The 14,245-nt window shown below is 70.2% G+C and carries 16 protein-coding genes; 11 read left to right on the top strand and 5 right to left on the bottom strand.

Annotation, left to right across the window (positions count from 1 at the left end; genetic code table 11):
• The first annotated feature begins 169 nt into the window (after positions 1-169).
• The 3 genes from BM43_RS30180 to BM43_RS30190 all read left to right on the top strand — a co-directional run bounded on the left by BM43_RS30180 (position 170) and on the right by BM43_RS30190 (position 2,014).
• Positions 170-571 (top strand): BON domain-containing protein, encoded by a 402-nt coding sequence (locus BM43_RS30180; RefSeq protein WP_036052021.1) that lies wholly within the window; start codon positions 170-172, stop codon positions 569-571.
• Positions 572-699: 128 nt separating this feature from the next.
• A complete protein-coding gene (locus tag BM43_RS30185; protein WP_042284409.1) occupies positions 700-1,332 on the top strand; it encodes a DUF4142 domain-containing protein in 633 nt (210 codons plus the stop codon).
• Positions 1,333-1,399: 67 nt separating this feature from the next.
• Positions 1,400-2,014 (top strand): hypothetical protein, encoded by a 615-nt coding sequence (locus BM43_RS30190; protein ID WP_013697390.1) that lies wholly within the window; start codon positions 1,400-1,402, stop codon positions 2,012-2,014.
• Between the two features lie 100 nt (positions 2,015-2,114).
• On the opposite strand, the gene BM43_RS30195 is transcribed toward BM43_RS30190, so the two are convergent.
• Both BM43_RS30195 and BM43_RS30200 read right to left on the bottom strand, forming a co-directional pair.
• On the bottom strand, positions 2,115-2,645 hold the full coding sequence (locus BM43_RS30195; RefSeq protein WP_370448978.1) for a PRC-barrel domain-containing protein: 531 nt from the start codon (positions 2,643-2,645) through the stop codon (positions 2,115-2,117).
• 53 nt (positions 2,646-2,698) lie between these two features.
• Positions 2,699-2,977, bottom strand: coding sequence for a hypothetical protein (locus BM43_RS30200; RefSeq protein WP_103691111.1), 279 nt, complete (start codon positions 2,975-2,977; stop codon positions 2,699-2,701).
• Positions 2,978-3,276: 299 nt separating this feature from the next.
• Here BM43_RS30200 and BM43_RS30205 point away from each other — a divergent pair, with 299 nt between their 5' ends.
• From BM43_RS30205 to BM43_RS30215, 3 genes are all read left to right on the top strand, one after another.
• Positions 3,277-3,504: a hypothetical protein gene (locus BM43_RS30205; RefSeq protein WP_036052017.1), complete on the top strand. Its 228-nt coding sequence runs from the start codon at positions 3,277-3,279 to the stop codon at positions 3,502-3,504.
• A gap of 145 nt (positions 3,505-3,649) precedes the next feature.
• Positions 3,650-4,555 carry a MipA/OmpV family protein gene (locus BM43_RS30210; RefSeq protein ID WP_036052016.1) on the top strand — a complete coding sequence of 302 codons (906 nt, stop codon included), beginning with the start codon at positions 3,650-3,652 and terminating at the stop codon, positions 4,553-4,555.
• Between the two features lie 92 nt (positions 4,556-4,647).
• On the top strand, positions 4,648-5,139 hold the full coding sequence (locus tag BM43_RS30215; protein WP_036052014.1) for a DUF3005 domain-containing protein: 492 nt from the start codon (positions 4,648-4,650) through the stop codon (positions 5,137-5,139).
• Positions 5,140-5,261: 122 nt separating this feature from the next.
• Here the strand turns inward: BM43_RS30215 and BM43_RS30220 are convergent, their stop codons facing one another.
• Positions 5,262-6,038: a DUF4397 domain-containing protein gene (locus BM43_RS30220; RefSeq protein WP_036052013.1), complete on the bottom strand. Its 777-nt coding sequence runs from the start codon at positions 6,036-6,038 to the stop codon at positions 5,262-5,264.
• A 504-nt stretch (positions 6,039-6,542) separates the two neighbouring features.
• On the opposite strand from BM43_RS30220, the gene BM43_RS30225 reads away from it, so the two are divergent.
• A complete protein-coding gene (locus tag BM43_RS30225; protein WP_036052012.1) occupies positions 6,543-8,000 on the top strand; it encodes an RNA polymerase factor sigma-54 in 1,458 nt (485 codons plus the stop codon).
• Between the two features lie 98 nt (positions 8,001-8,098).
• Positions 8,099-8,260, top strand: a complete 162-nt coding sequence (locus BM43_RS30230; RefSeq protein ID WP_013697398.1) for a DUF1328 family protein — start codon at positions 8,099-8,101, stop codon at positions 8,258-8,260.
• A gap of 72 nt (positions 8,261-8,332) precedes the next feature.
• On the opposite strand, the gene BM43_RS30235 is transcribed toward BM43_RS30230, so the two are convergent.
• Together BM43_RS30235 and BM43_RS30240 are read right to left on the bottom strand one after the other, a co-directional pair.
• Positions 8,333-9,214 carry a class I SAM-dependent methyltransferase gene (locus tag BM43_RS30235; protein WP_036052011.1) on the bottom strand — a complete coding sequence of 294 codons (882 nt, stop codon included), beginning with the start codon at positions 9,212-9,214 and terminating at the stop codon, positions 8,333-8,335.
• A gap of 86 nt (positions 9,215-9,300) precedes the next feature.
• On the bottom strand, positions 9,301-10,209 hold the full coding sequence (locus tag BM43_RS30240; RefSeq protein ID WP_036052010.1) for a LysR family transcriptional regulator: 909 nt from the start codon (positions 10,207-10,209) through the stop codon (positions 9,301-9,303).
• A 278-nt stretch (positions 10,210-10,487) separates the two neighbouring features.
• On the opposite strand from BM43_RS30240, the gene BM43_RS30245 reads away from it, so the two are divergent.
• From BM43_RS30245 to BM43_RS30255, 3 genes are all read left to right on the top strand, one after another.
• Positions 10,488-11,732: an MFS transporter gene (locus tag BM43_RS30245; protein WP_198399537.1), complete on the top strand. Its 1,245-nt coding sequence runs from the start codon at positions 10,488-10,490 to the stop codon at positions 11,730-11,732.
• 27 nt (positions 11,733-11,759) lie between these two features.
• A complete protein-coding gene (locus BM43_RS30250) occupies positions 11,760-12,641 on the top strand; it encodes an NAD(P)-dependent oxidoreductase (protein WP_036052009.1) in 882 nt (293 codons plus the stop codon).
• A gap of 350 nt (positions 12,642-12,991) precedes the next feature.
• A complete protein-coding gene (locus BM43_RS30255) occupies positions 12,992-14,233 on the top strand; it encodes an efflux RND transporter periplasmic adaptor subunit (RefSeq protein ID WP_036052007.1) in 1,242 nt (413 codons plus the stop codon).
• Positions 14,234-14,245: the final 12 nt, after the last annotated feature.

Below are 14,245 nucleotides of genomic sequence, written 5' to 3' on the forward strand. Positions count from 1 at the left end.
CCGGGCTTGCCGATCGTCCCGACGAGTTCGTAAATCTTTCAAACGGCTTGACGAAAAGTGCCGCGTCGCCGCCCGGGCCTTGCGTGGCAAGGCGCATGACCCGGGCATGGCGCTTGCGATTCCTGCCTTGTCGCCGGCACCGGGCCGGCTCGCTGCAAGGAGCCCAGGCATGAAGCACCGCAATGCAGACAGGATCTCGTCGACTCCGCGTCGTCTCGCGCGTTCGCGCGGACCGCGCGGCTTGCTGGCCGTCGCGCTGACGGCCGCCACCGCGTTCTGCGCGAGCGTGCCGTTCGACGCCGGCGCGGACACGGGCGACACGGTCGCCTCGGCCACTCACTCGGCTGGCGCGAAGATGCGCGACATGGCCGTCACCACCAAGGCCAAGGCCGCGCTGGTGCAGGCCAGCGGGCTGTCCTCGGACGACGTGCACGTCAGCACGCGCCAGGGCCACGTGACGCTCACCGGCAGCGTGCCCGACGAATCGCAGCGCCCGCTCGCGGTGGCCGCGGTGAAGAGCGTGGACGGCGTGCGCTCGGTGCAGGACCAACTGACCATCCACCCGAAGTAAGCTGGCCGAAGTGAGTCGGCCGAAGTAAGTCAGCGATAGCGGCCGGTTCCGCTGCGGGCCGGAGCGGGCTGCGTGCCGCGCCCGAGGCGGCTGGCAGGGCCGATCCCATCTCATCGAGGAGAGCGAGGATGAAACGAACCAGGACAGCCGGCCGCCAGGGCCGGCGAATGGTGGCGCTCGCCATCGCGCTGGGTGCGGCCTGCGCGGCGTCGGCGCAGACCAACCCGAACCCGACGCCGCACGAGCCTCCCGCCGCCGATCCGCGCGTCGGCGCGGAGATCGTCAAGCCGGCCTCGCCGGTCGGCGACAGCGAGATCGCCAAGCGCCCGCAAGGCATCGATCCGGAATTCGTCGACAAGGCCGCGATCGCCGGCAAGCGCGAGGTGCAGGCCAGCCAGTTGGCGATCGAACAATCGGCTTCGCCCGCGGTGCGCGAGTTCGCCAAGATGATGCTGGACGACCACGGACGCGCCAACGAGGCGCTGCGCACGATCGCCGCGAAGGTCGGCGTGCCCGCGCAGGCGGCGATGATCGTCGATCCCGACATCGACGCGCTGCGCAACAAGCGCGGTCACGATTTCGATGTCGCCTACGTGGCGATCGCGGGGCCGGCCGCGCACCGCCAGGCGATCCGGCTGTTCTCGGCCGAGGCGCGCGGCGGGCATTCGACCGAGTTGCGCGGCTTCGCGCAGGACAGCCTGCCGATGCTGCGCAAGCATCTGGCGGCGGCGCGCACGCTGGCGCGCGAGGTGGGGCGCTGAGAGCGCGCGCCGTTCGTGCCGCCGGCCGGGCCGGCGGCGCTCGATGGACTGGAAGGGAGGAAACGGGATGACGACGCGTGTCGATCGCGAGGGATTGCATCAACTGCTGGACCAGGCGCATGAAACCACGCTGCGCGCGATGGCCGTCTACGACGCCGCGCTGGCCGCCACCACGCACGAGGAACTGGCCGCCGAATGGCGGCTGCATCGCGAGGCCGCGCACCGCCGCGCCCAGGTGCTGGCCGATGTCTTCGACGCGCTCGGCCTCGACGTCGAGGCCAGCTCGCGCGTGCGCACCGCCGCGGCCGCGCTCGGCAAGTCCCTGCTCGAGGTGATCGCCTACGCGGTGCAGGGCGGGGATCGCGCGGCCGCCGAGCGGGTCGCCACCGAGTGCGTGCTGCTGGTCGAGACGCGCGACCAGTTGCATCGCAAGCTGCTGGCGATCGCGGCCGAACGCTCCGCCGGGCCGGTCGCGCAGGTGTTGAAGGACGCCGTCGAGGCGCTCGAGGCGCAGGTCGATCCGCTGGCCCTGCACACGCTGGGCTGGTCGCGCGAGCTGTGGATCGATGCGCTCGGGCTCGCGGCCGTGCTGCCGCCGCCCGAGGAAGTCGCGCCGGCCGCCGTGGCGGGCGAGGCCGTCGCCAGCCACGCGGCGCGTGCGCGAGGCGGCCTGGCGCATTGATACCGCGGTCGCCGAGCGCCGTCTCGACACGAAAATGCGAGCCGCAAAAAAAGAGAGCGTCCTGGCTGGACGCTCCTGGAAACGTGACGACCGTAGCAGATCAATGGCGGTCGTCGCGTGGTTCGGATCGCGATTCGGGCCGGTTCGGCGAGCTTTCGTGCGGAGGTTCGTCCAGGCCGGTATCGACGTCGAAGCGGCCGAGATCGGCGGGATCCCAGCCGGTGGCCGCGGCGCCGGCCGGCTCGCGGGTGTGCACCCATTCGGCATCGGCGAAGCTCGGCCAGTGATGGCGATCGAAGCCTGGCGCCTCGCGTACCTGCTGCGAGGTGACCGGCAGCACGAAGCACTTGCGATCGGTGTCGAGCGTCAGCTCGTGCCAGGGCACGGCCAGCAGCTTGTCGCCGATGCCGAGCAGGCCGCCGCTGGACAGCACCGCGTAGGCGATGCGGCCGCCGCGCACGTCCAGCATGATGTCCTTGATATGGCCGACCTGGACGCCGTCGGTGGCATAGACGCGGTTGCCGTCCAGCCTCGAGGCGGCCATCACCTCGGGGCCGGGGCCGCTGGAATCGGCGGGCCGGCCGATGATGCGCTCGGGCACGCGGGTGGCGCCCTGGGTCTCGGGATGCAGGTTCATCTTCGACCTCCTGGTGCAAGGAGCTGCTGCAATGAGCGCTCGCCCGTTCAGGGCGAGCCCGGTTCGCCGCGGTGAGGCGGCTGGTGGGCGGGCGTGGCCGGATCGATGCGGGTCACGCCGCCGGTGGCCGGCGGGTCGCTGGCCGGGAAGGTGTCCTCGAGCGCGCGGTCGATGCGCCGCTCCTCGGTGGGACGCGCGGGCTGCTGGCGCGGCGGAGGCTGGTCCTTGCCGGCGGCCTGGGCTTGCCCATGGTCGTGCACCCGCTGCGGTGGCCGGCTCTCGACTTCCGCCGAGCTTGGGAATGGGGATCGGTTAAAGGATCGCATCGCTTGCCCTCCGAGTGATCATGCTTTCGTTCCAGCAAGCCGCGTGCCGAGCCGCGCCGCCCGTTGCGGGCGGCACGGCGGTCCGTGGCGCGCGCCGGGCGTCTGAAAAATTTTCAGTGCCGGATGTAAGGAATGCCCAGGGCGCGCGATCAACGGCGGCCGGACCCGGTTCCGGCGCGGCGGCGGCCGGGCTGGATCGTCATCGCGCAGCCTGGCATACGAATTGCAGTATTTGCCGCTGACTCGCATTAGGAGGACCGACCGTGGAGCCTGTGTCAGCTTCGCCGCCCGGGTTCGCCATGTCCGGTGCATGGGGCTTCGCCGGCTGGCCAACCGGCATCTCGCTGCATCGACCCGAGCCGCCGTATCCCCAGATCGACGATCCCGATCCGCAGCCCGACGAGGGCGACGACGGGCCGCCCGATCCGCCGGCGCCGCAGCATCCGCCGGCGGGCGATCCGCCCTCGCGCGAGCCACCCGAGCGGGTGGCGTGGCTTCGCGAGGCAGGATGCATGCGGCGCGGGTAACATGAGCGAGGGCAACATGCGCAGCCGCGGTGCGACCGCCGGCTTGCGCGCGCCGCGCCGCGTTCTTCATGCGGCGGTGCACGGCGTGCGCGGGCTTGCGTCGGGACTCTTCCAGTAGAACTGACAACACCAAGAGGATGAGCTGATGATTCGATGCCGTGCCGTTTCCGTCCCCCCGCGCCGCGCCCGCCCGATGCCGCGCCGCGCGATCGTGCCCTCACGGCTCACCCTGCTGGCCTTGTGCTGCGCGGCCAGCGTCACCACGGCCCGCGCACAGACGCCGGGCCCCTTGAGCGAATGGCAGTACTCGGCCGGCGTGCCGCTCGAGAAGCTGTTCAATCCGAACCCGAAGGAAAACTGGCAGACCAGCATCGGCATCGCCTCGACCTTCCGGCCACGCTATGACGGCTCGGACCAGTATCGTGCGATGGCGGGCCCGAGCATCGACATCCGCTACCGCGACCTGTTCTTCCTGTCGACCGGCGAGGGGCTCGGCGTGAACTTCCTGCGCGGCCAGAACTGGCGCGCCACGCTGTCGGTCGGCTACGACCTGGGGCGGCGTTCGGCCGACGATCTCGGCCACCTGCATGGTCTCGACAACATCAATCCGGCGGCCAAAATCAAGCTGTCGGCCGACTACGTGCTCTCCAAGCGCTTCCCGCTGGTGCTGCGCGGCGATGTGCAGCGCAGCATCGGCGGCGCGAACGGCTGGGTGGCCGACTTCGCCGCCTACATGCCGCTGCCGGGCAGCTCCGAGCACTTCTTCTGGTTCGCCGGGCCGAACGTGACCTTCGCCGATTCGCGCTACATGAACAGCTGGTTCGGCGTGAACCCCGCCGCCTCGGCGCGCTCGGGTATTCCGGAGTATTCTGCCAAGGCAGGCCTGAGGTCCTACGGCGGCGGCATCACGATGGTCTGGTACTTCCGCAAGCACTGGTTCATGACCGCGGACGGCGCGATTCAGCAGCTGGTCGGCAGCGCGCGCCACAGTCCCATCACGCAGAGCTCGGCAAACGCCACGTTCGACCTGTCGATCAATTACCAGTTCTAGTCCGGCCGCGTCCTCGCGCGTCGGGCGGTTCGATTGGCGAGCGCCGGGCTTCGTGCCCGGCGCTCGCCCGGTGTTTCGACCTGGAGGAGACGATGGAACAGAATCATTCGGAAACCGAAGCAGCCGGCAAGCCGGCGGCGGCCGATCGCAGGCTCACGCCCGAGCGGATCGCCGCGAAGATGCCGACCGGGCTGCCGCCGATCGACCGCGCGCGTTATGCGCTGCTCGAGCACGGCGATCCGGTGCGTCGCGCGGCAAGCCGCATCGCGACGCTCGACAACGCCAACATGGGTGCCTCCGACAGCTGCGTCGACGTCGACGGCAAGAGCTTCGACGCCCATCGCGACGCGCCGCACTGGCGCGATAACGTGATCCATTCGAACGCCTCGCTCGACGACAGCGTGAGCACGCCCGACGACGGCCTGGCCGGTTTCGCCAGCCGTCGCGGCGGCTCGCAGCCGGCCGTCGAGACACGGCTGGGCTGGCAGGTCAGCCAGGCCGGCATCGTCGACGCGGGCCGCACCTACGGCGCGCGCACCGAGCGCGTGATCCGGCTCGAACCCGCGGGCCCGTCCTCGAGCTGAGGCCGGCGCCGGCGCGGTTCACTTGCGCGGCACGACTCCCAATGGCACGACGCCCCGCTCGAAGCGGGGCGTCGTCGTATTGCGCTGCGCGCGTCGCGTGGCGCGACGCGCGGCGGCGAGGCTTATTGCCCTTGCGGACCCAGTTCCTGCGCCGAGGTATCGGCATCGTTGCCCTGCGCCACCAGCACGTGGATGTCGTTCGGCACCACGTCCTTGATGCCGCCGGCCGGAATCGTCAGCACCAGCCAGTCGGCGTTGTCCGATAGCGTGACCGGCGCGGTGGTCAGGATCGGCGTCTTCGAACCGGTGGAGGTGACGACCACCTGGACGCTGGCGCCCTCGATGTAGATCGAATCCTGCCCGCTGGCCGGCACCGCGCCCTGGTAGGCCAGGCCCGGCATGGTCGGGGCAATCGCGCTGATGTCGGTCTTGCCCGCCGGCACCACGTAGATGTCGACGTTCTGCGCGTTCGGCGAGGCATTGAAGCCGCGCACGCGCGCCTTGTCCGACAGCAGGCCCTTGGCGTAGGGGTCGTCGATCACCGAGATCGGCGCCGAGGTGCTCGGCAGCGCGATGGTGGTGTAGTGATGGCCGTTGGCGGTCGAGAAGCCCTGCGAACCCAGCGTGACGGTGGTGCCGTTGGCGTCGTACGAAGCGGTCTGGTTGCCGGTGCCGAGGTCGGCGTAGCGCGTCACGCCCTTGTAGGCGATGTTGGCGGTGTTGACCTGGCCGTTCAGGTAGTAGTCGAGATTGGGGCCGAGCGGCACCGCGTTGATGAAGCGCGCCTGCGGCTTCGAGACGCCGATGATGGTGCCGACGTCGTTGCCGTCATCGCCGCCGCATGCGCTGAGCATGGCCACCGCGGACACCATCACGGCCAGGGTACGTAGTCCTTTCATACTTTCCTCTCTGATTCTGTCGTTCATATGAGCTGCGCTGCGTGCACGGTCCGGCACGAGCTTGCGCGACCAGTGGTTACGGCTTGCACGGCGAATGCGGCCTGATTGGCGCCCCCCTCGCCGGTCCCGCACGATGCGCCGGCGGGCGATGACAATGAGCAGGATGCGTACCCGGCGGTATCTGGAAGGCGCGTGGCGGATGCGCTTCGGGGGGCGGCCGGACCCATCGCATGGCGCTGCATCGCCCGAGGGCAGGGGCTCGTGGGTTCTTTGGCGTGACTAGAGGAAGCCTTCGGTGCGGGGCACGCGAAAAGGCCGCGGAGCATGTGCCCGGGACCGATTCTCCCGGACCAAATCTTGCGAAGCTGCTTGTAAAAAATGCTCCGGCCGCGTGGGGAGCGCCGCCCTCGCGCGTGCGCGAGCCCCGTGGCACAAGGCTTCGCCAGCCTGGTACGGATGTTGCAAAAGTCGGGACAGTCCCAATCAACGACGAGGAGCATCCGGATGCCCGCAACGCTCGCGCTACAGATGCGACAGCACCTGACACTGACGCCGCGACTTCAACAGTCGCTGCGGCTCTTGCAACTGTCGTCGCTCGAATTCCAGCAGGAACTGCGTCAAGCGCTGGACACCAACCCCTTTCTCGAGGACGTCCAGATTTCGGGCGACGAGGACACGCGCACGCCGTTCGACGAGGCCACCCAGGCGGCCGAGTCGGCGGAAACCACCGAGCCGCCGACCCTGATCGCGGCCGAGGCGGGGCCGCCCGACGGCGAGCCCTCATACACCGCCGAGCCCTCGATGCGCGGCAGCTCGCTGCGCCGCTCGGGCGAGGCCTTTGATCTCGAGCCTTCGGAACGGCTGGTGGTGGAGCCTTCCTTGCACGAGCACCTGCACGCGGCGCTTTGCCTGTACCCGCTCAATCCGCGCGACCGCGCGGCGGCCCGCACCATCATCGACGCGCTCGACGACGACGGTTACCTGCGCCAGTCGCTCGCCGAACTGGCCGAGACCATCGCCGACTCGGAGAACTGCTTCAACGAGCAGGACCTGGCAATCGCGCTGCGCTGCGTGCAGTCGCTCGACAAGCCGGGGCTGGCCGCGCGTTCGCTGTCGGAATGCCTGACGCTGCAGCTCGCCGCGATGCCGGCCGGGCGCCCCGACGTCGAATGCGCCAAGGCGATCGCGGAGCATCACCTGGAGCGGCTCGCGCGCCGCGAGACCGCCGAGATCCAGCGACGCCTGGGCTGCGATACGCGCACGCTGCGCGCGGCCTGCGCGCTGGTGCGCAAGCTCGATCCGCGCCCCGGCAACCATTTCGGCGGCGCGAGCGGCGACTACGTGGTGCCGGACGTGATCGTGCGCCAGGTGAGCGGCCGCTGGGTGGTGACGGTCAACCCCGCGGTGATGCCGCGCGCGCGGATCCACAAGCTCTATGCCGAGCTGTTCGCCAAGTCCAGCGAGTCGACCCAGTCGCCGCTGGGGCAGCAGTTGCAGGAAGCGCGCTGGCTGATCCGCAACGCGCAGAAGCGCTTCGACACGATCCAGCGCGTGGGCGAGTGCATCGTCGCGCGGCAGCGCGATTTCTTCCGCTACGGCGCGATCGCGCTCAAGCCGCTGGTGCTGCGCGATATCGCCGAGGAGCTCGACCTGCACGAATCGACCATCTCGCGCGCCACCGGCAACAAGTACATGGCCACCCCGCACGGCGTGTTCGAGTTCAAGCACTTCTTCCCGCGCAAGCTCGAGGCGGCGGGGCGCGGTGCCTGCTCGGCGGCGGCGGCCAAGGTGCTGATCCGCGAAATGATCTCGACCGAGCCGGCCGGCGAGCCGCTCTCCGACGTGGTGCTGGCGCAGCGCCTGGCCGGGCGCGGCGTGGTGCTGGCACGGCGCACCGTGACCAAGTACCGGCAGGGCATGAAGATCCTGCCGGCCGAGCTGCGCCGGCGCGTGCCGATCTGAGCGGCGCGCAGCACAGGCGCGCCGGCATCATCGAACGAGATCGCCACGGCCCGGCCGTGCGCGACATGGCTTATTCGCAGTCCAATCCGGAGGTAGACATGCTTCGTTACGCAGTGATCTTTTTCATCATCGCCATCATCGCGGCGGTGTTCGGCTTCGGCGGCATTGCGGCCGGGGCCGCCGAGATCGCGAAGATCCTGTTCTTCATCTTCGTGATCATCTTCATCGTCACGCTGTTGCTGGGCGTGATCCGACGATAGGTGAGCGCGGGTGTCGAGTCGAACGGCCGCCTTCGGGCGGCCGTTTTCTTTGCCCGCGCCGACGCGCCGGGTTCAGCGCGGGGCGCGCGCCTCGACCCACCAGCATGCCGCCTGGTAGTGCAGCATGTCGCCGTCGAGGAAGGGCGCGAAGGCCGCGCACACCGTCTCGATCACCTGCGCGCGGGTTCGCGCATCGGCCTCGCGCAACTGCTGGCCGACCGGCCCGAGCCGCAGCGCATAGGTGGGCAGGTCGCGTTCGGGCAGGGCGCAGGCGGCGTCGAGCGGCGCGATCTCGATGCGTTCCCAGCCCGCGCCGTGCAGGATGCCGATCATCCGCTCGGGGTCGCCGAACGCGAACTGCCCCGGACGGGCCGGATCGCGCGCGGGCAGTGCCGGCAGCAGCGGCGCGGCCGCGCGTTCGGCGGTGGTCATGAAGGGATTCTCGTCGGCCGGGCGCCAGGCGATGAAGCGCAGCCGCGCGCCGGGTGCCGCCGCGCGGCGCAGGTTCGCGAAGGCCGCGCGCGGATCGTCGAAGAACATCACGCCGAAGCGCGACTGGACCAGCTCGAAGCCGGCCGGCGCGAAATCGTGGGTTTGCGCGTCGGCCCGCACGAAGCGGGCGGCGCGCAGGCCGCGCTGGTCGGCGCGCACGCGGGCCAGGGCCAGCATCGGCGCGGAGATGTCGATGCCGAGGCAGTCGCCGAAGGCGCCGCCCCCGTCGCCTTCGGCGCCGGTTTCGGCCATCGCGGCCAGCGCCAGCGTGGTGGCGCCGGTGCCGCAACCGACGTCGAGCACGCGGCGCGGGAGCGCCGACGCATCGGCCGCGGCCGCCTCGGTGAGCCGCTGTTCGAGCGGCTGGAACATCGCGTCGAGGATCGGCTGGGTATCGACCCAGGCAAGGCCCGAGCTGCCGTTCCAGAGTTCGGCCTGGCTGGGAGGGGAAGAAGTGGGCATGACGCTGTCCTCGCGGAGCGCCGGATGGCGCGAAGCGATGCACTATGGCGCCTCAAGTCGACTTGAAGTCAAGCGGGCAGCCCGCTTCAGCCGGTCAGGCCCGCCACGAAGTCGAGCAGGGCGCGCGTCTTGGCCGGCACATGGTGTCGCGATGGGTAGTAGGCATGGAGCGGGAACCGGTAGTCGGACCAGTCGGGAAAGAGCGGCACCAGCTGGCCGGCGGCGATGGCGTCCTCCACCCCGAGCTCGAACAGCTGGCCGATGCCTAGCCCGGCCAGGCAGGTGCTGTAGAGCGTGCCTGGATCGTTGAGCGTGAGCGCGCCGTGCGGCTTGACCACCAGCTTCTTGCGGCGCTGATGGAATTCCCAGGGAAACGGCCGCCCCGTCACCGGCTCGCGATAGAGGATGCAGCGGTGCCCGCCGGTCTCGAGTTCGCGCGGCTCGGCGGGATGGCCGAAGCGTTGCAGGTAGGCCGGCGAGGCCATCGCGAACACGCGCGTGTCGAACAGCTTGCGCGCCACCAGCGAGGAGGGCTGCGGATGACCGAAGCGCAACGCCAGGTCGAAGCCGTCGGCGACCAGGTCGCCAAGGTCCTCGCGGCTGTGCAGCTCCAGCTCGAGTTCCGGATGCGCGTCGATGAAGGGGCCCAGGCGCGGGCCCACCACCAGGCGCGCGAACAGCGGATCGATGTTGACGCGCAGCCGGCCTCGCACCTTGCCCGCGTTGCCGGCCGCGCTGCGCGTGATCTCGGCCAGGCTGCCCACCAGCGGCATCACCTGCTCGTAGAACTCGCGGCCCTCGTCGGTGAGCCGGATCGAGCGCGTGGTGCGTTCGAACACGCGGATGCCGAGCCGCTTCTCGAGGCGCACGATCGCGCGGCTGACCACCGACTTCGATACGTCGAGCACCTCGGCGGCCGCGCCGAAGCTGTGCGTGTCGACCACCGCGGCCAGCACGTCCACGCCTTCCAGCAGCCGGGGATCGATTGCGCTCATGAGGGAACCTCCGTGGTCGGGGCGGGTGGGGGATTCCCGATGCTATCGCAAGCGGCGGCGCGTGCCGAGCCGGGATTGTTCCGCCGGGCCCACAAGTCTTGTGAGCTGGACGGGCTCCCCAGGCGAGGCTCGCGGTTCCACAATGACTCCAATGCACGCATGGCCCTGACCTCGGGTCCTTCCACCGGCCGAGCCTGTCTCGATGGTTCGCATACCTGATGGAACCAGGCATCGCGGGTCGTGCGTCCCACGTCGACCGTTTTTCACGGGATCACCCCTTGGACTTCTCATCCGCACATTCACTGAGCGCCGACGGCGGGCCGCCGGCATCGGAACCGAGTTCCCGCCTGTCGCCGGCGCGCGCTGCCATCGCGGTGCTGGCCTTGAGTCTCGGCTGCTTCTGCTTCGTCAGCACCGAGCTGATGCCGGTCGGCGTGCTGCCCGCGATGGCGGCAGGCCTGGGCGTCTCGCTCGGCGAGGCCGGTTACCTCGTCAGCTGCTTCGCCTTCGTGGTCGCGCTGTCGGCCATGCCGCTCACCGGACTGCTGGGCGGGCTCGATCGCAAGCTGCTGATGGCCGCGCTGCTGGCGGTCTGCGCGGCCGGCAACGTGCTCACCTACCTCGCGCCCGGCTATCCGATCGTGCTGGCCGGGCGGATCCTGGTAGCCGCCGCGATCGCCGTATTCTGGTCGACGGCGGTGGTCACCGCGGTGCAACTGGTCGCGCCCAAGCATGCGGTGCGGGCCACCTCGGTCGTGTTCGGCGGCGTCTCGCTCGCGGCGGTGCTCGGCATTCCCGCCGGCACCCTGCTCGGCGAGCATGCCGGCTGGCGCGCGGTATTCGCCGCGCTGACGATCCTGAGCCTCGTGGTGTTCGTCGCCGTGCTGGGCTCGGTGCCGCGCCTGCGCGTCGCGAAAGCCTCGATTCGCGGCGCGATGCCGGCGGTCCTGCGCGACGGCCCGCTGCTCGGCCTGCTGGCCTGCACCGCGCTGGTCGTGACCGGCAACTTCCTTGGCTACACCTATGTCACGCCCTATCTCGAGCAGGCCGCGCATCTCGCGCCGGGCCGCATCAGCATGATGCTGTTGGTGTATGGCGCCGCTGGCGTGCTCGGCAACTTCGCGGTGGGGCCGCTGGCTCGGCACGCGCCGCGCACCGGCCTCGCGCTGGCGACGTCGCTGCTGGCCGCGAGCCTGGCCGCCATGCACCTGGCGGTGGCCAGCCAGGCTGCAACCGTCGCCTTGCTGGCGGGCTGGGGCGCGGCCTATGGCGCGTTGCCGGTGCTGCTGCAGACCTCGGTGTTCGAACAGGCCGCGCGCATCGAGGGCGGCGCCGAGGCGGCCACTCCCGCCAACGTCGCGGTGTTCAACGCGGGCGTCGGGCTCGGCGCACTGATCGGCGGTGTGCTGGTCAACCGGCTCGGGCCGGCGCCGATTCCCGGCGTCGCCGCGGCCTTCGTGCTGGCCGGGCTGCTCGTGGTGGTCGCCATGCGCGGCCCACGCGCCGGCGGCACGGCTCGCTGAATCATCATCCAGGAACAAGGAAACGAAATGAGCAGGATTGCAGTACTAGGGCTCGGCGCGATGGGATCGCGCATGGCCGCCAAGCTGATCGAGGCGGGGCACTGCCTGAACGTATGGAATCGCACTGCGGCGGCCGCCCAGGCGCTGGAAGCCGTCGGCGCCCGTCGCTCGGCCACGCCGCGCGAGGCCGTGAGCGGGGCCGAGTTCGTGATCGCGATGCTGCGCGACGACGCGGCTTCGCGCGAGGTCTGGCTGGACCCCGCGCAGGGCGCGCTGGCCGGCATGGCACCCGAGGCGGTGGCCATCGAGAGCTCGACGCTGACGCCGGCCTGGGTGCGCGAGCTGGGCGAGCAAGCCCGGCAGGCGGGCGTCGCGCTGCTCGATGCGCCGGTTTCGGGCTCTCGCGCGCAGGCCGAGGCTCGACAACTGGTCTATCTGGTCGGTGGCGAGGCGGCGGTGTTGGCGCGCGCCGAACCGGTGCTCGCCGCGATGGGCAGCGGCATCCGCCACGCCGGGCCGCTCGGCAGCGGCGCGCTGGCCAAGCTGGCCGCCAATGCCTTGCTCGGCGTGCAGGTCACGGCGCTGGCCGAATTGATCGGCTTGCTCGCGGAGCAGGGCGCCGATGTCGAGAGGGTGCTGGGTGCGGTGGCCGTGACCTCGGTTTGGGCGCCGGTGGCCCATTATCTCGCCGGCTCGATGCAGGCCGGCAACTTCGCGCCGCAATTCCCGGTCGAGCTGATCGGCAAGGACTTCGAGTACCTGTCGCGCACGGCAGGCGAGCGTGCGGCCCTGCCGGTGATCGAGGCGGCGGGCGCCGTGTTCGTGCGCGCCGAGGCACGAGGCCTGGGCGCCCTGAACATGACGAGCGTGGTGAACCTCTACCGGCACGACATCGCCGAGATATCCTGAGCATCCCTGGATGCACGTCACCGCGCCGAAGTTTCGATTTTCCTTACGAAATCCAGGCGTTTTTGCCCGATCCACTCTGTGCGTCGCGCCTGAATTCAGTAGCCGACAGGCGCCAACAATCCCCGAAAGCCCCATCCCGCAAGCGATTGCGCCCGATCGCCGGGCGCCTCGCGGCCAGCCGTCATTCTGACAGGCTTGATCATTTAGATGATATCGGTAATCTAACGAACCTTGGATGTCGGTAGACATCCATTCAGGCCGGCAGCCGGGTGAGGGTAAGAGGCGCCGACATCGCCCGGTTCGTCCCGCTTGCGGGACCGACCGGGCGCAACGCTTTCCAGGGTGAAGCAGTGGATACGAAGACAAGACTGGACGAAGACGGCCCGAACCTGCGTGGCGGCCGCAACGGCGGGCCGAAGGGGCGCGCCAGGGCCCTGGCGATCGCCGCCGGGATCGTGGTGATCGGTGGTGGGCTGTGGTTCCATCACGCGCAGACGGGCGGTGCCGGCACCGCCGCCGCGGCGCCGATGCCGCCGCACGAGGTGACGGTGAGCCGGCCGCTGGTGCGCGATCTCGATACGCGGCTCGGCTTCCTCGGCCAGTTCTCGGCGGTCGACCAGGTCGAGCTGCGCGCCCAGGTGGGCGGCACCCTGACCGGCATCCACTTTCGCGACGGCGACGTGGTGCACAAGGGCGACCTGCTGTTCACCATCGATTCGGTTCCCTACGAAATCCGCTACAGCCAGGCCAAGGCACAGCAGCAGAGCGCCGCCGCGCGGCTGGTGCTGGCCAGGCAGGAGCTCACGCGTGCGCAGGACCTGGAGCACAGCGAGGCGGGCACGCGCCAGAACACCGAGCAGCGCACCTCCGAGCTGCACGCCGCGCAGGCCGCGCTCGACGACGCCGACGCCCAGGTGCGCGACGCGCGCTTCGATCTCGACCATTGCCGCATCGTCGCGCCCTTCACCGGCCGCATCGGGCGGCACCAGGTCTCGGTGGGCAACCTGATCGCCGGCAGCCGCTACGCGACCAGCCCGACCACGCTGTTGACCACCATCGTCTCGCTCGACCCGATCTACCTCGACTTCGACATGAGCGAGTCCGACTACGAGGCCTTCCAGCGCTATCGCGGCAAGGTTTCGGGCCTGCCGGCCGACCGCGTCGAACTGGCCTCGGGCGGCTCGACCGCCTACGACCGGCAGGGCACGCTCGACTTCGTCGACAATGTGCTCGACCGCTCCAGCGGCACGATCCACGCGCGCGCCACGGTGCCCAATGCCGACGGCCATTTCACGCCCGGCGAGTTCTCCCGCGTGCGGGTGGCCGTCACGCATCCGGCGCCCACCCTGCTGGTTCCCGACGCCTCGGTGCTGCCGAACCAGTCCGAGCACCTGGTGCTGACGGTGGCCGCTGACGGCACCGTGGTGCCCAAGCAGGTGGAGACCGGCGACGTGCGCGGCGGCCTGCGCGTGATCCGCTCGGGCCTGGCCGACAGCGACCGCGTGATCATCGACGGCCTGCCGTTCGCGGCGCCCGGCTCGAAGGTGAAGACCCACGACGGCACGATCCGCTACGCGGCGCAGCCGCAATAAGGGAGCGCCGAT

This window comes from Burkholderia gladioli, assembly GCF_000959725.1.
Taxonomy (GTDB): domain Bacteria; phylum Pseudomonadota; class Gammaproteobacteria; order Burkholderiales; family Burkholderiaceae; genus Burkholderia; species Burkholderia gladioli.